Here is a 22,785-nt window from a genome sequence, read left to right as displayed (position 1 = left end):
CACCCCGCACCCACCGCTCACCACCCCGTCAAGCCAGAGGCCGCGCCCGCGGCGCAGCCGCAGTCGGGGACAGCAAATCCCGTCAGGACCACAGTGGACTAAGGGCCCGCATCCCACCAAGGGGTGCGGGCTCTTTCCATGCCCGCACCCCACACCCCGCACCCACCGCTCACCACCCCGTCAAGCCAGAGGCCGCGCCCGCGGCGCAGCCGCAGTCGGGGACAGCAAATCCCGTCAGGACCACAGTGAGAGAAGCCCGGATCCTCGGATCCGGGCTTCTTCGTGCGCCTGCAGCCCGTGCCGACCGGTGGCCGCATACCCGCCCCCTCTCTTGACGGCGTCACATTCCCTCGGTACCCCAGAACTCAGGGCACGTTCCCGCGTGGCCCTCCTGGAGGTGGCGTATGGCGGCATCGGCTAGGCACGAGACGCGGGCGTTGCTCCGCGCGCACCTGTCGGCCGCGTCGTCGTATCGGCACCTGACCCGCCACTGTCCGATCTGCCACCGCTTGCTGCGGCTGGCGATGGACGGCGCTCCACGGGGTACACAGCCCCCCGAGGAGTCCGTGGCGGACGAGAGCCCCTCGACGGCGTGACCGGACCCGGCTGACCAACGGCGATGCCGGCGAGCGCACTTGCTTTATCGCAGCCGGGAGGGCGGCAACAAGGCCAGTGGCATGTGACGGGTGTCACGGCATAAGTTTTGGAACCCGGCCCTCTTACCGACCTCCTACAACTGGTCAATTTAATATGTGCAATTGCACCACTGGGGAGGATGTCCGCAGGGATGTCCGGAGGGTGCCCCAGGAACCCACGCACAGCCTCCCCAGAGTCCGACAGGCTCGCTCACAGAGCGACCTCATACGGCCCGCCGAGCGACCTCGAGCGGCCCCAAGCGCACAAAAAAGATCGCGCTGGACCCGGCGGAGTCCAGCGCGATCGACGACGTTCCCGATGGGCGAGGGACCTGTTGGGGCAGGACCCACGTCGCTTTGTAGCTAGGTTTCGGGCGTCCGAACAGGTTGGGGGACCTGACGTGTTGCCCGGTTATTCACTTGTCAGGCCTCGCTGCGCTGCTGCGGAATACCTGCCAGCAGGGCGCGGACCTCGGCCTCGCGGTAACGGCGGTGTCCGCCGAGCGTACGGATCGACGTGAGCTTGCCGGCCTTCGCCCACCGCGTGACCGTCTTGGGGTCGACGCGGAACATGGTGGCGACCTCAGCCGGGGTCAGCAGCGGCTCAGCATCAGGGGTGCGAGCGGTCATGAGCGGCCTCCTCGGGAGAACCGAACCTTCTCGGTTCTTTCCTCTAAATTCTGCACCTTGACCCGCGTTGCCCGAAATGGCGGACGCGAGTCGAGTCGGTTATAGGACGAACGGCTTGTCCTCGGCACTACAACTACACCATCTGTCCAGCCGCGTCGGCCAAACCGATGGAATTGCCCCCCAGGTGTTCATCGGCGACGGAAGCCGATGGACCATGCCATAGCGGACAGTCACGTCACTGTGACGATCAGTCACAGGGGCGCTCAGGAGTCACCAGACCCCCCAAAGCGTGCAATGCTGAGATTCCCCCCACCATGGAGCATAAGTAGGCGGATGGAGTCCTCCCCGGACTCCTTGTCCTATTTTGGCACGAGGAGGGGCAAGCCGCGCAAGGGCCGTGTACGTGCGGTCCGTCACCCTTACGACAAAAGCCCGGATCGGGGACCTACGTCCCGTCAGTTCCGTGAAGTGCGGTTGACCGTACGCTGTTCGACCCATTTCGGCCGTGACGCAGGTCACATTATGAAAGCGCTGTCATCTCTGTCACATCGTCAGTTCACAGAAGCCACGAGTCTGTGAACCGGCCGAGGGGGTCCCGTCAGTTGGCCGAGCGCCGGTCCCGGACCGTCCGCCACCGCTCCACGAGCCGCGCGTACGCCTCACCCGCCGCCGCCCCGTCACCGGCCCGCAGCGCCTGGATGCCCGCGGCCACGTCGGCCGCCGAGTGGTCGTCCTCCAGGTGGCCGGCCGGGAGGGTGTGGACGAGGCCGCCGTAGTCCAGTTCCACCAGCGAACGCGGATGGAACTCCTCCAGCCAGCGCCCCACGTCCAGCAGGCCGTCGATCAGGGGACCCTCGTCCATGGCCTCCTTGAGCGCCCGCAGCCCCCGGGCCACCCGGCGCCGCGCCTGCACCATCGGCGTGCGGTAGCGCAGCAGGGGCGCCACCTCGGCGGTCCCCTTCTCGTAGGTCCGCTCCTCGTCGGAGACCAGCACGAACCAGTCCATCGGCACCTGCCAGGTCGCCGAGCGGATCCAGGGGCGCGCGTCGGGATTGCGCTCCCGCCAGCGCTCGTAGTCCTTCGCCGCCTGCAGCCGTACCACCTCGGGGAGGACCGCCTCCAGGACCGGCCGGGGCAGCTCGTCGTCCAGCTCGGCCAGTGCCTGCCAGCCGCGCAGCCGGGTGCGCCACGGGCACACGTGCAGCACGCCGTCCAGCTCCAGCACGAACGCGTCGCTGCTCTCGTGCACCGGCACGGGGACCGGCGGAGTAGGCAGCAGATCGGCCAGGGAGCGGCGCAGCTCGTCCTGGTAGGAGGGGCGGTCGGGCCGGCGGGCGTAGCGCGCCCAGTGGGTGCGCTCGGGCTCCGGGAAGGCGGCCAGCGGCTCGTACACGCGCAGGTACGACGCGTAGGGAACGATCACCGAGGACACCTTGGGCACGCCTGCTCCCTCCCCCGCCACCCGGCCGGGAAACCTGATCGGCCCGCACCCGGACGCAGGGCGTACCGGCGCGGGAAAACGCTGCAAATCGTCGCATGGGTGTACTCCGGGAGGAGGTGATCCCGAGCAGTGCGCGTTCGGCGGACCGGGCAGGCTCTACGCTCGTCCCACAGGCCCCGCCACCCCTTGGGCGCCTGCGTCCGACCCGCCGCCAGTTACCCAGGAGTCACCACCGTGACCGACGTAGACAACGGCGTCCTGCACACCCTGTTCCACTCCGAACAGGGCGGTCATGAGCAAGTCGTGCTCTGCCAGGACCGTGCCAGCGGCCTCAAGGCCGTCATCGCCCTCCACTCCACCGCGCTGGGCCCCGCGCTCGGCGGTACTCGCTTCTATCCGTACGCGACCGAGGCGGAGGCCGTCGCCGACGCCCTGAACCTCGCGCGCGGGATGTCGTACAAGAACGCCATGGCCGGGCTCGACCACGGCGGCGGGAAGGCCGTGATCATCGGGGATCCCGACCTGATCAAGACCGAACAGCTGCTGCTCGCCTACGGCCGTTTCGTGGCCTCGCTCGGCGGCCGGTACGTCACCGCCTGCGACGTCGGCACGTACGTCGCCGACATGGACGTCGTGGCCCGTGAGTGCCGCTGGACGACCGGCCGGTCCCCGGAGAGCGGAGGCGCGGGCGACTCGTCCGTGCTGACCGCCTTCGGCGTCTACCAGGGCATGCGGGCCTCCGCGCAGCACCAGTGGGGCGACCCGTCGCTGCGCGGCCGCAGGGTCGGCGTCGCGGGCGTCGGCAAGGTCGGCCACCACCTGGTGGAGCACCTGCGGAACGAGGGCGCCGAGGTGGTCGTCACCGACGTGCGCGAGGACGCCGTCCGCCGCATCCTCGACCGTCACCCCCGGGGCGTCACGGCCGTCGCGGACACCGCGGCACTGATCCGGGTCGAGGGGCTCGACATCTACGCCCCGTGCGCGCTCGGCGGGGCGCTCGACGACGACTCCGTGCCCGTGCTGACGGCGAAGGTCGTGTGCGGCGCGGCCAACAACCAGCTGGCCCATCCGGGCGTCGAGAAGGACATCGCCGATCGCGGGATCCTCTACGCGCCGGACTACGTGGTGAACGCCGGCGGGGTCATCCAGGTCGCCGACGAGCTTCACGGGTTCGACTTCCAGCGGTGCAAGGCGAAGGCGGCGAAGATCTTCGACACCACGCTCGCGATCTTCGCACGTGCGAAGGAAGACGGGATTCCGCCGGCCGCGGCGGCCGACCGGATCGCCGAGCAGCGGATGCACGAGGCGGCCCAGACGCACGGATGGTGAGGTTCCGGTAAGGGGTTGTCGGGGCCTCCCCGAGGGTTTGGTCGGTACCGCCGGGTGGAAAGTTAGAGAGAACTCTCACTCTTCCCGGCGGGTCGGCCGCCAATAAGTGGTTAAAATCGCCACTGACCAGCGAGGACGGGGCGTCTCACAGGTTCTGCGCACACGCGCGTGCTACGGGCGACGTACCGTACGGGCGTGGGCTCAGGTACCGTGGGAGCCCTACGGCGGGCTCTCCGAGGAGAGACCGTTCTGGATCATGAACGCGTGTCAACCTGGGGCCAGCGAGCCCCGTCGTTGAGGGGGTCGAGCCATGGGGCGCGGCCGGGCCAAGGCCAAGCAAGCGAAGGTCGCCCGCCAGCTGAAGTACAACAGCGGCGGGACGGATCTCTCACGCCTGGCCGAAGAGCTGGGCGCATCGCCATCGAACATGCCGCCGAATGGGGAACCATTCGAGGACGATGACGATGAGCAAGACGACGACCCGTACGCACGGTACGCCGACTTGTACGGGGACGATGACGACGAGGACGAAGACTCCTCGCACCAACAACACCGTCGCGGCGCTTGACCTTGCTTTGAGCACTCACCCGGTCGGTGGCTTCGGTCACCGACCGGGTGTTGTGCTGCCTGCGGGGATCAGCTCGCGTAGTCGCCGACCAGTTCGGCTCCGGTGGTGTGCTCGCCGCGCTCGGTGATCTCGCCGGCGACCCAGGCCTCGACGCCTCGGTCGGCCAGGGTCGCCAGGGCGACGTCCGCCGACTCCTCCGGCACGACCGCGATCATGCCGACGCCCATGTTCAGGGTCTTCTCCAGCTCCAGGCGCTCGACCGAGCCGGTCCTGCCGACGAGGTCGAAGACCGGGGCCGGGGTCCAGGTGGAGCGGTCGACGATCGCGTGCAGTCCGTCGGGGATGACCCGGGCCAGGTTGGCCGCGAGTCCACCGCCGGTGATGTGCGAGAAGGCGTGCACGTCCGTCGTGCGCGTGAGAGCCAGGCAGTCCAGCGAGTAGATCTTGGTGGGCTCCAGGAGCTCCTCGCCGAGGGTGCGGCCGAAATCGTCGATCCGCGTGTCGAGGGAGAGACCCGCCTCGTTCAGCAGGACGTGCCGGACCAGCGAGTACCCGTTCGAGTGAAGGCCGGAGGCCGCCATGGCGATCACCGCATCACCCGTGCGGATACGATCCGCGCCGAGCAGCCGGTCGGCCTCCACCACGCCCGTACCGGCGCCGGCGACGTCGAAGTCGTCCTCGCCGAGCAGGCCCGGGTGTTCGGCCGTCTCACCGCCGACCAGGGCGCAGCCGGCCAGCACACAGCCTTCGGCGATCCCCTTGACGACGGCGGCGACACGCTCGGGGTGGACCTTGCCGACGCAGATGTAGTCGGTCATGAACAGCGGCTCGGCACCGCACACCACGATGTCGTCCATGACCATGGCGACCAGGTCGTGGCCGATGGTGTCGTACACGCCGAGCCGGCGCGCGATGTCGACCTTCGTGCCGACGCCGTCCGTGGCGGAGGCGAGGAGCGGGCGCTCGTAGCGCTTGAGGGCCGAGGCGTCGAAGAGGCCGGCGAAACCGCCGAGGCCGCCGAGGACCTCGGGGCGCTGGGTCTTCTTCACCCACTCCTTCATCAGCTCGACGGCGCGGTCGCCCGCTTCGATGTCGACACCCGCTGTCTTGTAGGAAGCAGCTGCGTAGCTGGCACCAGTTGTCTCAGGCATGGCTAGTGAGAACCTTCGTGTCGTACGGCAGGTGTTACGGGCCGCTTACGGGCGGCGGATCGCGTCGGCGGCGGCCGTGGCGGCCGGGCCGGCGGCCAGCTCCGTCTCCAGCAGCTGCTTGCCGAGCAGCTCGGGGTCGGGGAGCTCCATCGGGTACTCGCCGTCGAAGCAGGCGCGGCAGAGGTTCGGCTTGGCGATGGTGGTCGCCTCGATCATGCCGTCGAGGGAGATGTACGCCAGGGAGTCGGCGCCCAGGGAGGTGCCGATCTCGTCGATGGTCATGCCGTTGGCGATGAGCTCGGCGCGGGTGGCGAAGTCGATGCCGAAGAAGCAGGGCCACTTCACGGGCGGCGAGGAGATCCGGATGTGGACCTCGGCGGCCCCGGCCTCGCGGAGCATCCGCACCAGTGCCCGCTGGGTGTTGCCGCGCACGATCGAGTCGTCGACGACGACCAGGCGCTTGCCCTTGATGACTTCCTTCAGCGGGTTCAGCTTCAGACGGATGCCGAGCTGGCGGATGGTCTGCGAGGGCTGGATGAAGGTACGGCCGACGTAGGCGTTCTTCACCAGACCCGCGCCGAAGGGGATGCCCGAGGCCTCCGCGTAGCCGATGGCGGCCGGGGTGCCGGACTCCGGGGTCGCTATGACCAGGTCGGCCTCGACGGGGGCTTCCTTGGCCAGTTTCCGGCCCATCTCCACGCGGGAGAGGTACACGTTCCGGCCGGCGATGTCGGTGTCGGGGCGGGCCAGGTACACGTACTCGAAGACACAGCCCTTGGGCTTCGCGTCCGCGAATCGAGACGTACGGAGGCCGTTCTCGTCGATGGCCACGAACTCGCCCGGCTCGATCTCGCGGACGAAGCTGGCGCCGCAGATGTCGAGGGCGGCGGACTCGGAGGCGACGACCCAGCCCCGCTCGAGGCGGCCGAGGACCAGCGGGCGGATGCCCTGGGGGTCACGGCCCGCGTAGAGGGTGTGCTCGTCCATGAAGACGAGCGAGAAGGCGCCCTTGACCTGCGGGAGGATCTGGTGGGCGGCCTCTTCGATGGTCAGCGGCTTGCCGTCCTCGTCGACCTGGGCCGCGAGCAGCGCGGTGAGCAGGTCGGTGTCGTTGGTCGCCGCGACGCGCGGGGTGCGGCCGCCTTCCTGCTTGGGCAGGTCGGCGACCATCTCGGCGAGCTGGGCGGTGTTGACGAGGTTGCCGTTGTGGCCGAGCGCGATCGAGCCGTGCGCGGTGGCGCGGAACGTCGGCTGGGCGTTCTCCCACACGGAGGCACCGGTGGTCGAGTAGCGGGCGTGTCCGACCGCGATATGACCCTGGAGCGAACCGAGCGAGGTCTCGTCGAAGACCTGGGAGACGAGGCCCATGTCCTTGAAGACGAGGATCTGGGAGCCGTTGCTCACCGCGATTCCCGCGGATTCCTGGCCCCGATGCTGGAGGGCGTACAGCCCGAAGTATGTGAGCTTGGCGACCTCTTCACCGGGAGCCCAGACTCCGAAGACGCCGCAAGCGTCCTGGGGGCCCTTCTCGCCGGGGAGCAGATCATGACTGAGTCGACCGTCACCACGTGGCACACCACCGAGTGTAGGCGAGATCGACCACTGGTCCGAATTGGGGATACCTTCCAGTAACTGGATCTTCGTTGCGCCGACACACCCATGATCAACTTGTTTGGGCAGGTCAGACCGTCTATAGGCCGATCCGGCGGCGGTTCGGCACGCAACCGGGACGGGTCGGCGCGGTCGCGTTCCGTATGCATGAGTGAGGTGTCGCACATCATTCGGTGCGCCCCGGTCAGGACATCAGCGGCAGGAGCGCTCCCAGGTCGGCCCGCTCGCCGCTCGCGCTCACCTGCGCCGCCTCCACGGCCTCCTTCCAGGTCAGCCGCCCGGTCGCGAGCCGGATCCAGGTGAGCGGGTCGGTCTCGACGACGTTGGGCGGGGTGCCACGGGTGTGCCTCGGACCCTCGACGCACTGCACGACGGCGTACGGCGGGACACGCACCTCCGTGGCGCCGCCGGGGGCCCGGACGGCGAGAGCGTCGGCGAGGAGCCGGGTGGTGGCGGCGAGTGCCTGACGGTCCACGGCGACGGCGAGGCCGGGGACGGCCGCGTTGAGGTCGTCGGTGTGGACGACGAGTTCGACGGCGCGGGTGACGAGGTAGTCGGCCAACGGCAGGGCGCCCGCGTTGGTCTGCAGCAGCCGCGTCCAGGGATGGGTGTCCAGCTGCTCGACGAGGTCCCGCTCGATGTCGGCGAGGTAGAGGCCGAGGTCCGGGTGCTGCTCGGCGGCCCGCCGGGTGAAGTCGTCGATGGCCGAGGAATTGGCGGAGGCCGCGAACGGCCAGTCGAGGAGCACGGCGTCCTGCCGTGGCGGCTCCGGCAGGGCGAGGGAACGCCCGATGGCGGTGAGCGCCGTCCCGATGTGCGCGACCAGCTCCCGTACGGTCCACTCCCCGAGCCGTGTCGGCAGCGCCAGCTGCCCGGGGGTGAGGCCGGCCACCGCCTCCCGTACGTTCCCGAGCTGGGCCAGCACCGCGGCGCGGGTCCTGGCGGGGTCATAGGTACGTGTGCGCTTCTTGGCCGGAGGCATGGGCGCGAGACTAGCCGTGCTCGGGCTGCTGCCGCCCGCGCGCCCCGGGGTCTCCAGGAGACGACGGGAAGGGCGGTGGTGGGGCGGGCGGACGGCGAAGGCCCCGGCGTCCGGGGCCTTCCCCGTCGTGGCCCGGACTCCTCTGGTCGGAGGGGGCCGGGCCGGAGGCGTCCTACGCGAGCAGCGCCGGGATGGTGTCCTCGTGGGCCCTGCGCAGCTCCTCCAGGGAGAGGGCGAACTCGCCCTGGACGTCCACCGTGTCCCCGTCGACGACACCGATGCGGGTGACCGGGAGGCCCCGGGCGCCACACATGTCGTTGAAGCGGACCTCCTCCGAGCGGGGGACGGCGACGACGGCGCGGCCGGCCGACTCGGAGAGGAGGAAGGTGAAGGCGTCGAGTCCGTCCGGTACGACCAGACGCGCACCCTTCCCGCCGAGCAGCGCCGACTCCACGACCGCCTGGATCAGACCGCCGTCGGACAGGTCGTGCGCGGAGTCGATCATGCCGTCGCGGGAGGCGGAGATCAGGATCTCGGCCAGCAGGCGCTCGCGCTCCAGGTCGACCTTCGGGGGCAGGCCGCCGAGGTGGTCGTGGACGACCTGCGACCAGGCCGAGCCGCCGAACTCCTCACGGGTGTCGCCGAGGAGGTACAGCAGCTGGCCCTCCTCCTGGAAGGCGACCGGTGTGCGGCGGGCGACGTCGTCGATGACGCCGAGGACCGCGACCACCGGGGTCGGGTGGATGGCGGCCTCGCCGGTCTGGTTGTAGAGCGAGACGTTGCCGCCGGTCACCGGGGTGCCGAGCTGCAGGCAGGCGTCGGCGAGACCGCGGACGGCCTCGGCGAACTGCCACATGACGGCCGGGTCCTCGGGCGAGCCGAAGTTCAGGCAGTCGGAGACGGCGAGCGGCTTGGCGCCGGTGGTGGCGACGTTGCGGTACGCCTCGGCGAGCGCGAGCTGGGCGCCGTGGTACGGGTCGAGCTTGGCGTACCGGCCGTTGCCGTCGGTCGCGATGGCGACACCGAGGCCGGACTCCTCGTCGACGCGGATCATGCCGGAGTCCTCGGGCTGGGCGAGGACCGTGTTGCCCTGGACGAAGTGGTCGTACTGGGACGTGATCCACTTCTTCGACGCCTGGTTGGGCGAGCTCACGAGCTGGAGGACCTGGTCCTTGAGCTCCTCGCTCGTCTGCGGGCGCGGCAGCCTGTTGGCGTCGTCGGCCTGGAGGGCGTCCTGCCAGTCCGGGCGGGCGTACGGGCGCTCGTAGACCGGGCCGTCGTGCGCGACCGTGCGCGGGTCGACGTCGACGATCTTGCCGCCGTGCCAGAAGATCTCCAGGCGGTCGCCGTCGGTCACCTCACCGATGACGGTGGCGATGACGTCCCACTTGTCGCAGATCTCCAGGAAGCGGTCGACCTTCTCCGGCTCGACGACCGCGCACATGCGTTCCTGCGACTCGCTCATGAGGATTTCCTCGGGCGAGAGGGTCGAGTCGCGCAGCGGGACGTCGTCCAGGGTGACGCGCATGCCGCCGGAGCCGTTGGAGGCGAGCTCCGAGGTGGCGCAGGACAGACCGGCGGCGCCGAGGTCCTGGATGCCGACGACCAGCTTCTCCTTGAACGCCTCCAGGGTGCACTCGATGAGGAGCTTCTCCTGGAAGGGGTCGCCGACCTGCACGGCCGGGCGCTTGGACGGCTTGGCGTCGTCGAAGGTCTCGGAGGCGAGGATCGACGCGCCGCCGATGCCGTCGCCGCCCGTGCGGGCCCCGTACAGGATGACCTTGTTGCCCGCGCCGGACGCCTTCGCGAGGTGGATGTCCTCGTGCCGCATCACACCGATGGCACCGGCGTTGACCAGCGGGTTGCCCTGGTAGCAGGCGTCGAAGACGACCTCGCCGCCGATGTTCGGCAGGCCCAGGCAGTTGCCGTAGCCGCCGATGCCCGCGACGACGCCCGGCAGGACGCGCTTGGTGTCCGGGTGGTCCGCCGCACCGAAACGGAGCGGGTCCACGACCGCGACCGGCCGGGCGCCCATCGCGATGATGTCGCGGACGATGCCGCCGACACCGGTGGCCGCGCCCTGGTAGGGCTCCACGTACGACGGGTGGTTGTGCGACTCGACCTTGAAGGTCACGGCGTACCCCTGGCCGACGTCGACGACACCGGCGTTCTCGCCGATGCCGACGAGCAGCGCGTCGGACTGCGGGGCCTTCTCGCCGAATTGGCGCAGGTGCACCTTCGACGACTTGTACGAGCAGTGCTCGGACCACATGACGGAGTACATGGCGAGCTCGGCACCGGTGGGCCGGCGGCCGAGGATCTCGACGACCCTCTCGTACTCGTCCTTCTTCAGACCGAGTTCGGCCCAGGGCAGCTCGACGTCGGGGGTCGCGGCCGCGTGCTCGACCGTGTCCAGAGGCGTCCGGCTCATGCGTTGACCAGCTTCTTGAGGATCGAGGTGAAGAACGGGAGGCCGTCGGTGCGGCCCGACCCGATGAGGGGCTCGACGGCGTGCTCCGGGTGCGGCATGAGGCCTACGACGTTCCCGGCCTCGTTGGTGATGCCGGCGATGTCCCGCAGCGAGCCGTTCGGGTTGAAGTCCAGGTACCGGAAGGCGACGCGGCCCTCCGCCTCCAGCTTGTCGAGCGTGTACTCGTCGGCGACGTACCGGCCGTCCATGTTCTTCAGCGGGATGTGGATCTCCTGGCCGGCCGAGTAGTCGGTGGTCCAGGCGGTCTCCGCGTTCTCCACCCGCAGCTTCTGGTCGCGGCAGATGAAGTGGAGGTGGTCGTTGCCGAGCATCGCGCCCGGGAGGAGGTGGGCCTCGGTGAGGATCTGGAAGCCGTTGCAGATTCCGAGGACCGGGAGGCCGGCCTTCGCCTGCTCGATGAGGGGTTCCATCACCGGCGAGAAGCGCGCGATCGCTCCGGCGCGCAGATAGTCGCCGTAGGAGAAACCACCGCACAGCACCACGGCGTCGACCTGATGGAGGTCCTTGTCCTTGTGCCAGAGGGCGACCGGTTCCGCGCCCGCGAGGCGGATCGCGCGCTGAGTGTCCCGGTCGTCGAGGCTGCCCGGGAAAGTGACGACGCCAATACGAGCGGTCACTTCACGGCCTCCGCGACTTCCTCCACCTTGACGGTGAAGTCCTCGATCACGGTGTTGGCGAGGAAGGATTCCGCAAGATCGTGGATGCGGGCCAGGGCCGCCTCGTCGACCGGACCATCAACTTCCAGTTCGAATCGCTTTCCCTGACGTACGTCGGAGATGCCTTCGAAACCCAGCCGCGGCAGTGCGCGCTGCACCGCCTGGCCCTGGGGGTCGAGGATCTCCGGCTTGAGCATGACGTCGACTACGACGCGTGCCACTGGCACTCCCGGTGTGTGGTGCTGAGCAGGTTCCTTCAGACTACCCGCACAAAATTTCTACGCGGGTAGAGTTGTAGGAAGCTACGTGACAGCCGTCACGATCCGGTATCAGAGGGCGACGTTCACGAAAAGTTACGGGAAAGATCCCCGATCGGCCCCGGATACCTATTGCGCCCGGACACGCGGACAGATTTAGTCGGGCTTCACAATGCATTGCCGCGCACTGTACAAATGAATTGGAAATAGTCGAGACTCGGCACGACACCGCAGCTGAGCTGTATGTGGTGCCGGACGAAGGGACCGATATTCGTGGCGCAGAAGGTCGTGGTCACTCTCTTTGACGACATCGACGGCTCGGAAGCGGCGGAAACGATCGCCTTCGGACTCGACGGCAAGTCGTACGAGATCGACCTGAATGAAGCCAATGCCAAGAAACTGCGTAAGGCGCTCGAGCCCTACGTGGAGGCCGGCCGCAAGCGGTCGCGGTCCGGCAAGGCGTACAAGCAGACGGAGGTCGCCCCCGATCCGGCGGCCGTCCGCGCCTGGGCCCAGGCGAACAAGATGGAGGTGCCGGCGCGCGGCCGCATCCCCAAGAAGGTGTACGAGGCGTTCGCCGAGGCGCAGTGAACCGTGCCGTTCTCCGGCCGTCCCCGGGGTGCCTCAGCGGGCCCTGGGGACAACCGACTTGCGCTACCCCCCTGATGGTCGGCTAATGTCTGGAGCACGCCGCCGGGCGGGGCCGAAAAGCCCAGCTCACGGAGGCCACGCGGGTGTAGTTCAGTAGCAGAACATCCCCCTTCCAGGGGGAAGGCGCAGTGTGCGATCCCTGTCACCCGCTCTGCATCGCCGTCCCGACCACAGCCGTGGATCAGGTAGGCTGGTGCTCGCGCCGATCGGTGAAAGCCGGTCGGAGGCAATGCGGACGTAGCTCAGTTGGTAGAGCGCAACCTTGCCAAGGTTGAGGTCGCGAGTTCGAGCCTCGTCGTCCGCTCGGGAATGAGACCCCGGTCCACTGGACCGGGGTCTTTTCGTGTGCCCTGCCCCGGGTGGTCTTTGCCGCGCCCCGGAGGCGCTTCTGACATTTGTCATGGGAAGTGATGACACCTCGCACTGCCGTCGGCGCCGGTCCGCCGGGAGCCTTGAGGCATGGACACGAATGAACACGTGATTGAGGTCACCGACCTCCGGCGTGTGTACGGGGGCGGGTTCGAGGCGGTCCGTGGCATCTCCTTCCACGTCGACCGCGGTGAGATCTTCGCGCTGCTCGGTACCAACGGCGCCGGCAAGACGTCGACCGTCGAACTGCTGGAGGGCCTCGCGCGCCCCGACGGCGGTCGGATCAGGGTCCTCGGCCACGATCCCCACACCGAGCGGGCCGCCGTCCGGCCGCGCACCGGAGTGATGCTGCAGGAGGGCGGCTTCCCCTCCGAACTGACCACAGCCGAGACCGCGCGGATGTGGGCGGGCTGCGTGAGCGGCGCCCGTCCGGTCGCGGAGGCGCTGAACCTGGTCGGGCTCGCCGGACGGGCGGACGTACGGGTCAAGCAGCTGTCCGGGGGCGAGCGGCGCCGCCTCGACCTGGCCCTCGCCCTCCTCGGCGACCCCGAGGTGCTGTTCCTCGACGAGCCGACGACCGGCCTGGACGCCGAGGGCCGCCGCGACACCTGGGACCTGGTCCGCGCGCTGCGCGACTCCGGTACGACCGTGCTGCTGACCACGCATTACCTGGAGGAGGCCGAGCAGCTCGCCGACCGGCTGGCCATCCTGCACGAGGGGCGCATCGCAGCCGCCGGGACACCCGGCGAGGTGACCGCGGGCCGGCCCTCCCGGATCACCTTCGAGCTGCCCGAGGGGTACTTCGTCGGCGATCTGCCTCCGCTGGGCGAGTTGGGCGTGTGCGGTCACGAGGTCGACGGGCGCGTGGTCAGGCTGCGTACCCGGGAGTTGCAGCGGGCGGCCACCGGGCTGCTGGTGTGGGCCGAGGGGGCCGGGGTCGAACTGCGGGGGCTGGACGTGCGGTCGGCCTCGCTGGAGGAGGCGTTCCTGGGGATCGCGCGGGCGGCGTCGGGGGATTCGGAAGGCTCGCGGGGTTCGGCTGTCGAGGGGGTCGCGGCGTGAGCGGGGGGACAGTGACGACACCGACGAGCCGGATGGGGGCCCTCGCGCGGGCCGAACTGACCCTGCTGGGGCGCAGCAAGAGCACGCTCGTGGCGGCGGTGCTGGTACCGCTCGTGCTGCCGGTCAGTCTCGCGTCGGTGGTCGAGGACATGGACGTGGAGGACGTCGGTCTCACCACCGGACTGGTGCTGCTGCCCGCGGCGATCGGCTTCTCCCTGCTGTTCGGGGTGTACTCGGCGCTGGCCGCCATCTACACCGCCCGACGCGAGGAGCTGGTGCTGAAGCGGCTGCGCACGGGCGAGTTGCGGGACGCCGAGATCCTGTGCGGCTCCGCGCTGCCGGTCCTGGTGACGGGGCTGGTGCAGTCCCTGGTGCTGGTGGCGGGCTCGACGGTCCTGTTGGACATACCCGTGCCGAAGGCGCCCCATCTCGCCGTGCTGGGGCTGCTGTCGGGCCTGGTGATGTGCGCGGCGCTGGCGGCGGTCACGGCGACCGTCACCCGGACCGTGGAGAGCGCGCAGGTCACCACGATGCCGATGGTGCTGGTCTCGATGATCGGCTCCGGAGTGACCGTACCGCTGGAGCTGCTGCCCGACAGGGTCGCCTCGGTCTGCGAACTGCTGCCGCTCTCACCGGTCATCGTCCTGATCCGCGGCGGCTGGACGGGCGATCTCTCGGCCTACGAGGCCCTGGGCGCGCTGTCCACAGCGCTGGCCTGGACGGTACTGGCGGTGTTTGCTGTACGGCGATGGTTCCGGTGGGAGCCCCGGCGCTGACCAGCCGGGGGGAACGGGGGAGGCACGGGCATGCGCATGCCTGGGGGCTGGTGGCGGCGGAAGAGCACGCCGGCGAAGGTCGAGACGTACACGCGGTGGTCGTTCCACTTCTTCGCGCTGACCGAGGTGGCGGGGGTCGGGTTGCCGGCCCTCGGCGCGCTGGGACCGGGTCTCGGTGGGGCGCTGCTCGCCCTCGTGACGCTGCACGCCGCGGTCTGCATGCTGACGGTGTCCCGGGCTCTGGACTGGACCCGGGGACGGCGTGCGCAGCCCGTGCGGCTGCTGTGGTCGCTCGCCGCCCTCACCGCGGCGATCGCCGTCTCGGCCGTCGGGGTCGCCGAGCGCGGGCCGGAGCGCGACGGCGTCGCCGCGACCGCGGGCGCGGTCTTCGGAGTCGTCCTGGTCGTCGGGGCCGGCGTCATCACGCTCGGCGTGCGCGAACGACGGCGCGTGTACGCCGTCGTGGGCGGCTTCGCCGTCGGCGCGGGAGCGATCTCGTTCCCGCTGGGCGTACCCACCTCGGCCGTCGCGCTCACCATGGCGGCCGTCTTCTTCGGTTCCGGCCTGCTCGCTTTCACGGCGACCTTCTCCGTCTGGCTGCTCAACGCCGTCTACGAACTCGACGAGGCCCGCGAGACCCGGGCCCGGCTCGCCGTCGCCGAGGAGCGGCTGCGGTTCGGGCGGGACCTGCACGACGTGATGGGGCGCAACCTGGCAGTGATAGCCCTGAAGAGCGAACTGGCCGTACAACTGGCCCGGCGCGGGCGGCCGGAGGCCGTGGAGCAGATGATCGAGGTGCAGCGGATAGCGCGGGAGTCGCAGCGGGAGGTGCGGGATGTCGTACGGGGATACCGGGAGGCGGACCTGGAAGTCGAACTCGCAGGTGCGCAGGGGGTGTTGACGGCCACCGGGATCGCCTGCGAGGTGCGGGGGGAGGCCGGCGCGCTGCCCGCCGAGGTGCAGTCGGCGCTCGGGTGGGTGGTGCGTGAGACGACGACGAACGTACTGCGGCATGGGGACGCCGTGCGGTGTTCGGTGGGGCTGCGGGTGGCAGAGGGGCGGGTGGTGCTGACGGTGGAGAACGACGGGGCGGTGGCCGAGGGGACACATGGCGGCGGGTCGGGCCTGGCCGGGCTGCGGGAGCGGTTGCGGCAGGTGGACGGCACCCTCGAGGCCGGGTTCGCGGGGGCCGGGCTGTTCCGGGTGGTGGCGGAGGTGCCGCTGGTCCGGGACGACCTGGCGGCTGTCGGGCAGGGGGTCTCCTCGTGACGGTGCGGGTGCTGCTCGCCGACGACGAGCATCTGATCCGGGGTGCGCTGGCCGCACTGCTCTCCCTGGAGGACGATCTGCTGATCGTCGCCGAGGCGGCGACCGGGCCGGAGGCGCTGACGATGGCGCGGGCGCACGAACCCGACGTGGCCGTCCTGGATCTCCAGATGCCGGGGGCGGACGGTGTGAAGGTCGCCACATCCCTGCGGACGGAACTGCCTGGCTGCCGGGTGCTGATCGTCACCAGTCACGGCCGGCCGGGGCATCTGAAGCGGGCGCTTGCGGCGGGTGTGCGCGGTTTCGTCCCGAAGACGGTGAGCGCACAGCGGCTCGCGGAGATCATCCGTACCGTGCACTCCGGAAACCGCTACGTCGACCCGGAGTTGGCCGCCGACGCGATCGCCGCCGGGGATTCCCCGCTGACCTCCCGGGAGGCCGAGGTGCTCGAACTCGCCGCGGACGGAGCGCCCGTCACGGAGATCGCCGAGCGGGCCGCGCTGTCGCCCGGGACCGTACGGAACTATCTGTCGTCGGCCCTGACCAAGCTCGGGGCGGAGAACCGCCACGCGGCGGTGCGTCTCGCACGCGAGCGGGGTTGGGTATAGTTGGCCTCGCGCCACGGCGCAGTGCGGACGTAGCTCAGTTGGTAGAGCGCAACCTTGCCAAGGTTGAGGTCGCGAGTTCGAGCCTCGTCGTCCGCTCGGTGTGAAGGCCCCGGTCCACTGGACCGGGGCCTTCGTCGTGCGGTCAGCTCCAGCTGGTGCCGGTCAGACGCTCGTACGCCTCGATGTACTTGGCGCGGGTCGCGTCGACGATCTGCTCGGGCAGCGGGGGCGGGGGCTGCTCGCTCTTGCGGTCCCAGCCCGACTCGGGCGAGGTGAGCCAGTCGCGGACGAACTGCTTGTCGTACGACGGCTGGGCGCGGCCCGGCTGCCACTGGTCGGCCGGCCAGAAGCGGGAGGAGTCCGGGGTGAGGACCTCGTCGGCGACGACGAGCGTGTCACCGTCGAAGCCGAACTCGAACTTGGTGTCCGCGAGGATGATGCCGCGGTCGCGGGCGATGGACCGGGCGCGGCCGTAGATGGCGAGGGTCGCCTGGCGGAGCTGGGCGGCGGTGTCGGCGCCGACCTGGCGGGCGACCTCCTCGTAGGAGACGTTCTCGTCGTGCTCGCCGACGGCGGCCTTGGTGGCCGGGGTGAAGATCGGGCCGGGCAGTTCGCTGCCGTCGACCAGGCCCTCGGGGAGGGCGAGGCCGCAGACCGTGCGGGATTCCCTGTACTCGACGAGACCGGAGCCGGTGAGGTAGCCGCGGGCCACGCACTCGACCGGGACCATCTGCAGGGACTTGCAGACCAGGGTGCGGCCGGCCCAGTCGGCGGGGGCGCCGGGGGGCAGTTCCGTGCTGAGGACGTGGTTGGGGATCAGGTCGGCGAGCTGGTCGAACCACCACAGGGAGAGCTGGGTGAGGACGCGGCCCTTGTCGGGGATCTCGGTCGGCAGCACCCAGTCGAAGGCGGACGTACGGTCGCTGGCGACCATCACGAGATCGCCCGCCTCGTTCTGGTACAGCTCGCGCACCTTGCCGGTGTGCAGATGCACCAGGCCCGGCACCTGGAGGGGCTCGGGCTTTTCTACGAATCCGGACACGGTTCCTCCCCGTGGTTCTGTCCTGGTGGCTTGATTGTCCCGTACAACGGGATTGATCTAGGACAGAGGGTCGGGCCGGCCGGCGGGGGCGTCTCAGTCGCGCTTGCAGATGCGGTCCAGGAGATTGGCGGTGGCGCGCTGGACACGGGGGTCGACGTGGCCGGGGCGGTCCAGGGCCGGGGACCAGGCGAAGGTGCCGGAGGCGAAGACCAGGGCGCCGGAGGGGGCGCGGTAGAGAGAGGTCTCCTGGTGGCGCAGGACGCCCTCGCTGTCGGTGTACGGGGAGTGGGCGAGGAGGATGCGCTCCTCGTGGGGCGGTAACGGCGCGCGCGGGAAGTAGCGGTCGGCCTCGCCCGCGACCAGGCCGTCGATGCCCTCGCCCTCGTGGGCTCCGGTGGCCTCCCACAGCCAGTGGTCGGCGTTGCGGACGATCAGTGGATGCGGGTCGGGGACCCGGCCCGCGTACTGGATGCCGACCAGCTGCTGCTCGGCGCGGTCGATCTCCCGCCAGAGGACGGACTTGCCGGGGCCCTTGCGTTTGCGGCAGGTGAGCAGCCTGCCGGGCACTCCGGACGGGGACGGGCCCAGCTCCACCTGCCAGTACAGGGTGTTGGCTGAGAGGAAGACCAGGGAGGTGCCGCTGTCGCGGGCGAGCTCGACCGTGCGGCGCATGTTCGTCGACCAGTACTCGTCGTGGCCGGGGAAGACGAGGCCGCGGTAGCGGGTGGGGTCGACCTGGCCGACGTGCAGGTCGCGGGCCTCGGCGTAGGCGAGGTCGTAGCCGTAGCGCTCGGCCCAGCGGATGAAGTCGTAGGCGTGGCCGACGTGCAGGGGGAGGCCCGCGCCCGCGTACGGCCGGTCGAAGGAGACCGTGGTCGCGGCGTCGGACTCGCCGAGGAGACGGCCCTTCTCGTCCCAGGCGTGGTAGAGGCTGGCGCCGGTGCGGCCGTCCTCGGGGTAGAGGTTGTAGGCCTGCCAGGTGATGTCGGGCAACAGCAGGAGCAGGTCGGCGGGGTGCTGGTCGCGGACCGTGAAGGGGACGTGGGAGCGGTAGCCGTCGGCGGTGGTGAGGACGGCGACGTACGCGCCGACGTTCCAGTACGACGGGACCTGCAGGCGCCAGGAGAGCCACCAGTGGTGGCAGGAGACCGTGCGGTCGGCCGTCAGCGGCGGGGGCTGGACGATGCCGGAGAGGCGGGGGCTGGTGGTGATCTTGGCGGCGCCGTCGCCGTCGTAGTGGCCGATGCGGTAGATGTCGACGCTGAACTCCTGGGGCGGGTCGACCGTGATGTGGAAGTCGACGGCCTCGCCGGGGGCGACCGCCCCGGTGGAGGTGAAGCCCTTGATCTGCCGGCGGACGTCGTCGGCGGAGCGGGGGACGCCGGAGGCGGGGGCGGTGCGGGGGGCGGGTACCCGGGGGGCGCCCGCCTTCGGCGCGGGAGCCGGGTCGACGTACCAGGGGACGACCTGGCCGCTGTCGTCGAAGTACGTCTCGCTGCCGCGCAGCCAGGGGACGGGGCCCTGGCCGAAGGGGTCCGTCACGGCGTGCGCCAGCGCTCCCGACTCCCATCGACGGATGTGCTCCGGTGCCGGTGCCATGGTGCTCCCCTCCCTGCTGCCCCGCGCTCGACCATCTGTCCTATGTCGCACGCCCATGCCATGGGCGCTATCGGTCCCAGCACATCACATAACGCGCGCAGACAGTCACTATTCGTTGCGAATTGGCCGAAAGTGGAATCAGGGGGTCCGTTCCGGGCGGGATCGGCTCGGGCCGGGCGCCGACGCCGTTCGCGGGTCAGCCGAGCCGTACGGGCTTCTCCGGGCGTATGCCCAGCTTCACCAGCCAGGCCCGCAGCGGGGCCGCGTCGCCGTCCTCGACGAGGCTGAGGACGCGGGACCCCAGGTCGGACACCCGCTCGCCGTCGACCAGGAGGGTGGGGCCGTCGAGCCAGTCGAGGCCGGGTGTCGCGCCGACCGTGTCCATCGCGGCGCAGCACACCATCGCCGTGACATGGTCGGCGAGGAGCTCGCGGTCCGTGCGCGGGGGCTGGAGCGGGAAGAGCGGGAGCGCGCCGTCGTCCCAGAGGGGACCGTCCGGGCCGCCCTGCCCGCCGGGCACGGCAGGCGTTGCCGCGGCCTCCTCCTCCCGGGCCACCTCCGAACCGAGCCGCGCGGCGAGGGCCCTGCTGCGCGGACTGGGGGCGTGGAGCTCGTCCGGGCCGTCCTCCTCCCCCTCGGGTGGGGCGGGGGGTACGGCCTGGGGTTCGGGGGGAGGGGGTGGGTTGCGGAGACAGGTGTCCCCTGGGGAGGTGACTCCTTCCCCTGTTTCCCCCCCGTCTGTTTCGCCCCCGTCCCGCGCAAGCGCCGCGTCCCTCGGGTCTCCCTGGGCCGTCAAGTGGTCCAGTACCCGGGCCAGGGTGGGACCGACGGGGTGCGGGACGGTGGGGTGCGGGGGCGGGGGGTGGGCGGTGAGGGCGTCCAGGACGCGGTGGAGGCGGGCCGCGTCCGTGCGCCATTTGCGGTCCACGACCTCGTCCGGGTACTCCTGCCAGGCCACGGGGGACCAGTCGGGGCCGGGCTCGGCGGGGCCGCCGTGGAAGAGGCGGGCGGCGAGCAGGGAGGCGGCCTCGTCGATGGCGCCGGGCTCTTCCAGCAGGTCACAGGCGGGGCGCTCGCCGAGGCGGGAGGCGAAACCCTCGGCGAGACGGTCCCGGCGGGAGAGTTCCGTCAGCGCGGCCACGACCCCCGCGTCCAGCCGGGCGGGCCAGCGGCCCATCCGCCACGCGGGCAGGGCGACCCGGGTCAGCAGCCGGTCCCAGCCCGCGTATGCGAGGCCCACCTGTTCCTGGGCGACGATCCGCAGACCGTAGTCCACCGCCTGTGCACGCTCGGCGGCCGCCGCGGCCACGCCCCGCTCCATCTCGGCGGCATGCGCCTGGCAGCTGCGCAGCATCAGCCGGGAGGCCCAGCCGATGCCCGCGCAGACCAGTCGGACGCCGGGACAGCGCCCGCGGTCGGCGGAGACGGCCACCGCGGCGTCCAGCCCCCGCACGAAGCGCCGGGCCGCCGCTATGTCGGGGTGCGCCGAAGGGCCCGTACCGGCGACGACCGGGGCGAGGACGGCGCGCAGCTCGCCCACGCGCATCCACCACAGGAAGGGGGAGCCGATGACGAGGACGGGCGCGGTCGCCGTACGACGGTGGAGGTGCCGGCCGGAGCCCGCACCGGCTATCTCGTCACCCGCCCGGGGCGTGGGCGGTCCGTGGGCCGGATGGGTGCGGTCCTCCAGCCAGCTGTCGCAGTCCGGGGTGAGCGCTATCGCGGAGGGCGCGGGGACGTCGAGGCGGTCGGCTAGATCACGCACCAGCCGGTACAGATCGGGCGCGGCCTCCTCGGCGATACCGACGGTGGGACTCACGGCGGGGCGGGCGCGGGCGACGACCAGGCCGACGGCACCGGCGGCGAGCAGCACGACGAACGCGACCACCGAGACCACCCAGCGGGCCGTGTCCCATCCCGGGCCCAGGAGATGCCCAGCGGAACCTCCGGCGAGCAGGATCACGGCGGCGGCCGCGGGCAGCAGCGCGACGGCGAGCGCCCGGCTGCGGATGCGCAGCACGGCCAGCGCCCGGGCCCGCGCGGCCTGCGCACCCACCTCCACACCCATACCGGTCACGACGGGTTCACCCCCTCCCCCCTCTCGTGCTCCTGGCTCGCCTGCTCTTGCTCACTCCCCCACTGTGGCACCCGCCACTGACATCGCAATGCCGGTGGGCCAAGTGCCGGAAAGCTTGCGCCGCACCCTAGTTGGCACTCCGGCCCCCGTCAGCCGGATAGCTCAGCGCTCACTCGATGGAATGGCTTAGGGGAAAGGTGGATGACGATGGGCAACGATCAGGCCCCGGGTTTCAGGGAAGTCCGCGAGGGATTCCCGTGGCGCCCGGGGCCTGGAGGACGGTGGCTGTCGACGGGCGTGCTACGCGCCCGTCGCCGCCTTCGCGGCGATGTCCCGGCGGTGCTGGGAACCGTCGAGACCGATACGCGTGACGGCCCTGTAGGCCCGTTCGCGGGCCTGGGTGAGGTCGGTGCCGGTGGCGGTGACGGACAGGACGCGGCCGCCCGCGCTCACGACCGCCTCGCCGTCCCGCTTGGTCCCGGCGTGCAGGACGTACGCGTGCGGGGCGTCCTCGGCGGCCACCTCGTCGAGGCCGGTGATCGGGTCGCCGGTGCGCGGGGTGCCGGGGTAGTTGTGCGAGGCGACGACCACGGTGACGGCCGCTTCGTCACTCCAGCGCAGGGGCTCCAGATCGACGAGGTTGCCGGTCGCGGCGGCACGCAGCACACCGGCGAGCGGGGTCTTCAGCCGGGCCAGGACGACCTGTGTCTCCGGGTCGCCGAAACGGGCGTTGAACTCGATGACCCGCACACCCCGGCTGGTGATCGCGAGACCCGCGTAGAGCAGCCCGGAGAAGGGCGTGCCGCGACGGCGCATCTCGTCCACGGTGGGCTGGAGAACCGTCTCCATGACCTCGTCGACCAGCTTGGGATCGGCCCACGGCAGCGGCGAGTACGCGCCCATGCCGCCGGTGTTCGGGCCCTCGTCGCCATCGAGCGCGCGCTTGAAGTCCTGGGCGGGCTGGAGCGGGACGACCGTCACGCCGTCGGTGATCGCGAAGAGGGAGACCTCCGGACCGTCGAGGAACTCCTCGATGACCACCCGCTCGCAGGCGGCGGCGTGCGCGGTGGCGGCGGCCAGGTCGTCGGTGACGACAACGCCCTTGCCGGCGGCGAGACCGTCGTCCTTGACGACGTACGGCGCACCGAACGCGTCGAGAGCCTCGGCGACCTCCTCGGCGGTCGTGCAGACGTACGAGCGGGCGGTGGGCACCCCGGCGGCCGCCATCACGTCCTTCGCGAACGCCTTCGACCCCTCCAGCCGCGCGGCCTCCTTGGACGGCCCGAAGACCGGGATCCCGGCCTCCCGCACCGCGTCGGCGACCCCGGCCACCAGCGGCGCCTCCGGGCCTACGACGACCAGCTCGGCGTCGAGCTGCCGCGCCAGCGCGGATACGGCCCCGCCGTCCAGGGCGTCGACCTGGTGCAGCTCGGCGACCTCGGCGATGCCGGCGTTGCCGGGGGCGCAGTGCAGCGCGGTGACGGCGGGGTCGAGGGACAGTGAGCGGCACAGGGCGTGTTCGCGGGCGCCGCTGCCGATGACGAGGACGTTCACGGGGCCAGCCTAACGGGAGCCGGTGCTGTG

20 protein-coding genes and 3 tRNA genes are annotated in these 22,785 nt (G+C 70.8%); 11 read left to right on the top strand and 12 right to left on the bottom strand.

Going from position 1 to position 22,785, the window contains the following annotated elements:
• The first annotated feature begins 404 nt into the window (after nt 1–404).
• Complete coding sequence (locus tag ACIBVL_RS14185; RefSeq protein ID WP_399097076.1) at nt 405–596, top strand: DUF6274 family protein; 192 nt, start codon at nt 405–407, stop codon at nt 594–596.
• 462 nt (nt 597–1,058) lie between these two features.
• Here ACIBVL_RS14185 and bldC read toward each other — a convergent pair whose 3' ends face one another.
• Both bldC and ACIBVL_RS14175 read right to left on the bottom strand, forming a co-directional pair.
• Nucleotides 1,059–1,265, bottom strand: coding sequence for a developmental transcriptional regulator BldC (gene bldC, locus ACIBVL_RS14180; protein WP_003949541.1), 207 nt, complete (start codon nt 1,263–1,265; stop codon nt 1,059–1,061).
• Nucleotides 1,266–1,863: 598 nt separating this feature from the next.
• Nucleotides 1,864–2,706 carry a hypothetical protein gene (locus tag ACIBVL_RS14175; RefSeq protein WP_399097073.1) on the bottom strand — a complete coding sequence of 281 codons (843 nt, stop codon included), beginning with the start codon at nt 2,704–2,706 and terminating at the stop codon, nt 1,864–1,866.
• Nucleotides 2,707–2,940: 234 nt separating this feature from the next.
• Between ACIBVL_RS14175 and ACIBVL_RS14170 the strand changes: the two genes are divergently transcribed.
• Nucleotides 2,941–4,035 carry a Leu/Phe/Val dehydrogenase gene (locus tag ACIBVL_RS14170; RefSeq protein WP_399097070.1) on the top strand — a complete coding sequence of 365 codons (1,095 nt, stop codon included), beginning with the start codon at nt 2,941–2,943 and terminating at the stop codon, nt 4,033–4,035.
• Between the two features lie 310 nt (nt 4,036–4,345).
• The gene (locus ACIBVL_RS14165; protein ID WP_399097067.1) at nt 4,346–4,603 is read left to right on the top strand and encodes a DUF3073 domain-containing protein; all 258 of its coding nucleotides are present in this window, start codon (nt 4,346–4,348) and stop codon (nt 4,601–4,603) included.
• A 68-nt stretch (nt 4,604–4,671) separates the two neighbouring features.
• Here ACIBVL_RS14165 and purM read toward each other — a convergent pair whose 3' ends face one another.
• From purM to purS, 6 genes are all read right to left on the bottom strand, one after another.
• Nucleotides 4,672–5,754, bottom strand: a complete 1,083-nt coding sequence (purM, locus tag ACIBVL_RS14160) for a phosphoribosylformylglycinamidine cyclo-ligase (protein ID WP_399097064.1) — start codon at nt 5,752–5,754, stop codon at nt 4,672–4,674.
• A 45-nt stretch (nt 5,755–5,799) separates the two neighbouring features.
• Nucleotides 5,800–7,329: an amidophosphoribosyltransferase gene (purF, locus tag ACIBVL_RS14155; protein ID WP_399097061.1), complete on the bottom strand. Its 1,530-nt coding sequence runs from the start codon at nt 7,327–7,329 to the stop codon at nt 5,800–5,802.
• Between the two features lie 220 nt (nt 7,330–7,549).
• Nucleotides 7,550–8,347: a sterol carrier family protein gene (locus tag ACIBVL_RS14150; protein WP_399097058.1), complete on the bottom strand. Its 798-nt coding sequence runs from the start codon at nt 8,345–8,347 to the stop codon at nt 7,550–7,552.
• A 172-nt stretch (nt 8,348–8,519) separates the two neighbouring features.
• Nucleotides 8,520–10,778 carry a phosphoribosylformylglycinamidine synthase subunit PurL gene (gene purL / locus ACIBVL_RS14145; RefSeq protein WP_399097055.1) on the bottom strand — a complete coding sequence of 753 codons (2,259 nt, stop codon included), beginning with the start codon at nt 10,776–10,778 and terminating at the stop codon, nt 8,520–8,522.
• Nucleotides 10,775–11,455 carry a phosphoribosylformylglycinamidine synthase subunit PurQ gene (purQ, locus tag ACIBVL_RS14140; RefSeq protein WP_399097052.1) on the bottom strand — a complete coding sequence of 227 codons (681 nt, stop codon included), beginning with the start codon at nt 11,453–11,455 and terminating at the stop codon, nt 10,775–10,777. Before purQ ends, purL begins: the two co-directional genes overlap by 4 nt.
• Nucleotides 11,452–11,715 carry a phosphoribosylformylglycinamidine synthase subunit PurS gene (gene purS, locus ACIBVL_RS14135; protein ID WP_003999970.1) on the bottom strand — a complete coding sequence of 88 codons (264 nt, stop codon included), beginning with the start codon at nt 11,713–11,715 and terminating at the stop codon, nt 11,452–11,454. The genes purQ and purS overlap by 4 nt, the downstream gene beginning before the upstream one ends.
• 309 nt (nt 11,716–12,024) lie before the next feature.
• On the opposite strand from purS, the gene ACIBVL_RS14130 reads away from it, so the two are divergent.
• From ACIBVL_RS14130 to ACIBVL_RS14095, 8 genes are all read left to right on the top strand, one after another.
• Nucleotides 12,025–12,342 carry an Lsr2 family protein gene (locus ACIBVL_RS14130; RefSeq protein WP_399097048.1) on the top strand — a complete coding sequence of 106 codons (318 nt, stop codon included), beginning with the start codon at nt 12,025–12,027 and terminating at the stop codon, nt 12,340–12,342.
• Nucleotides 12,343–12,481: 139 nt separating this feature from the next.
• Nucleotides 12,482–12,553: transfer RNA gene (locus ACIBVL_RS14125), tRNA-Gly, on the top strand.
• An 80-nt stretch (nt 12,554–12,633) separates the two neighbouring features.
• Nucleotides 12,634–12,706: transfer RNA gene (locus tag ACIBVL_RS14120), tRNA-Gly, on the top strand.
• Nucleotides 12,707–12,861: 155 nt separating this feature from the next.
• Nucleotides 12,862–13,833, top strand: a complete 972-nt coding sequence (locus ACIBVL_RS14115; RefSeq protein ID WP_399097045.1) for an ABC transporter ATP-binding protein — start codon at nt 12,862–12,864, stop codon at nt 13,831–13,833.
• A 32-nt stretch (nt 13,834–13,865) separates the two neighbouring features.
• Nucleotides 13,866–14,609, top strand: coding sequence for an ABC transporter permease (locus ACIBVL_RS14110; RefSeq protein ID WP_399097256.1), 744 nt, complete (start codon nt 13,866–13,868; stop codon nt 14,607–14,609).
• 30 nt (nt 14,610–14,639) lie between these two features.
• Entirely contained in the window at nt 14,640–15,878 is a 1,239-nt protein-coding gene (locus tag ACIBVL_RS14105) for a sensor histidine kinase (protein ID WP_399097042.1), read from the top strand.
• Nucleotides 15,875–16,483 carry a response regulator gene (locus ACIBVL_RS14100; RefSeq protein WP_399097039.1) on the top strand — a complete coding sequence of 203 codons (609 nt, stop codon included), beginning with the start codon at nt 15,875–15,877 and terminating at the stop codon, nt 16,481–16,483. The genes ACIBVL_RS14105 and ACIBVL_RS14100 overlap by 4 nt, the downstream gene beginning before the upstream one ends.
• Before the next feature lie 23 nt (nt 16,484–16,506).
• Nucleotides 16,507–16,579: transfer RNA gene (locus ACIBVL_RS14095), tRNA-Gly, on the top strand.
• A gap of 46 nt (nt 16,580–16,625) precedes the next feature.
• On the opposite strand, the gene ACIBVL_RS14090 is transcribed toward ACIBVL_RS14095, so the two are convergent.
• The 4 genes from ACIBVL_RS14090 to purD form a co-directional block, all read right to left on the bottom strand.
• On the bottom strand, nt 16,626–17,525 hold the full coding sequence (locus tag ACIBVL_RS14090; RefSeq protein ID WP_399097036.1) for a phosphoribosylaminoimidazolesuccinocarboxamide synthase: 900 nt from the start codon (nt 17,523–17,525) through the stop codon (nt 16,626–16,628).
• A 93-nt stretch (nt 17,526–17,618) separates the two neighbouring features.
• Nucleotides 17,619–19,124, bottom strand: a complete 1,506-nt coding sequence (locus tag ACIBVL_RS14085; protein ID WP_399097033.1) for a N,N-dimethylformamidase beta subunit family domain-containing protein — start codon at nt 19,122–19,124, stop codon at nt 17,619–17,621.
• 196 nt (nt 19,125–19,320) lie between these two features.
• A complete protein-coding gene (locus ACIBVL_RS14080; protein ID WP_399097253.1) occupies nt 19,321–21,192 on the bottom strand; it encodes a hypothetical protein in 1,872 nt (623 codons plus the stop codon).
• Between the two features lie 309 nt (nt 21,193–21,501).
• Nucleotides 21,502–22,755: a phosphoribosylamine--glycine ligase gene (gene purD / locus ACIBVL_RS14075; protein WP_399097030.1), complete on the bottom strand. Its 1,254-nt coding sequence runs from the start codon at nt 22,753–22,755 to the stop codon at nt 21,502–21,504.
• Nucleotides 22,756–22,785 lie beyond the last annotated feature (30 nt).

It is taken from the genome of Streptomyces sp. NPDC049687, assembly GCF_044465285.1.
Taxonomy (GTDB): Bacteria; Actinomycetota; Actinomycetes; order Streptomycetales; family Streptomycetaceae; genus Streptomyces.
Note: the sequence above shows the minus strand (reverse complement) of the source record. Positions and strands in the feature narration are given on the sequence as shown.

What these genes read in the sequence shown, in the direction of transcription:
- ACIBVL_RS14185 (WP_399097076.1), top strand. Translation starts at nt 405, where the DNA reads ATGGCGGCATCGGCTAGGCACGAGACGCGGGCGTTGCTCCGCGCGCAC.
- bldC (WP_003949541.1), bottom strand. Translation starts at nt 1,265, where the DNA reads ATGACCGCTCGCACCCCTGATGCTGAGCCGCTGCTGACCCCGGCTGAG.
- ACIBVL_RS14165 (WP_399097067.1), top strand. Translation starts at nt 4,346, where the DNA reads ATGGGGCGCGGCCGGGCCAAGGCCAAGCAAGCGAAGGTCGCCCGCCAG.
- purM (WP_399097064.1), bottom strand. Translation starts at nt 5,754, where the DNA reads ATGCCTGAGACAACTGGTGCCAGCTACGCAGCTGCTTCCTACAAGACA.
- ACIBVL_RS14150 (WP_399097058.1), bottom strand. Translation starts at nt 8,347, where the DNA reads ATGCCTCCGGCCAAGAAGCGCACACGTACCTATGACCCCGCCAGGACC.
- purL (WP_399097055.1), bottom strand. Translation starts at nt 10,778, where the DNA reads ATGAGCCGGACGCCTCTGGACACGGTCGAGCACGCGGCCGCGACCCCC.
- ACIBVL_RS14115 (WP_399097045.1), top strand. Translation starts at nt 12,862, where the DNA reads ATGGACACGAATGAACACGTGATTGAGGTCACCGACCTCCGGCGTGTG.
- ACIBVL_RS14110 (WP_399097256.1), top strand. Translation starts at nt 13,866, where the DNA reads ATGGGGGCCCTCGCGCGGGCCGAACTGACCCTGCTGGGGCGCAGCAAG.
- ACIBVL_RS14105 (WP_399097042.1), top strand. Translation starts at nt 14,640, where the DNA reads ATGCGCATGCCTGGGGGCTGGTGGCGGCGGAAGAGCACGCCGGCGAAG.
- ACIBVL_RS14085 (WP_399097033.1), bottom strand. Translation starts at nt 19,124, where the DNA reads ATGGCACCGGCACCGGAGCACATCCGTCGATGGGAGTCGGGAGCGCTG.
- ACIBVL_RS14080 (WP_399097253.1), bottom strand. Translation starts at nt 21,192, where the DNA reads ATGGGTGTGGAGGTGGGTGCGCAGGCCGCGCGGGCCCGGGCGCTGGCC.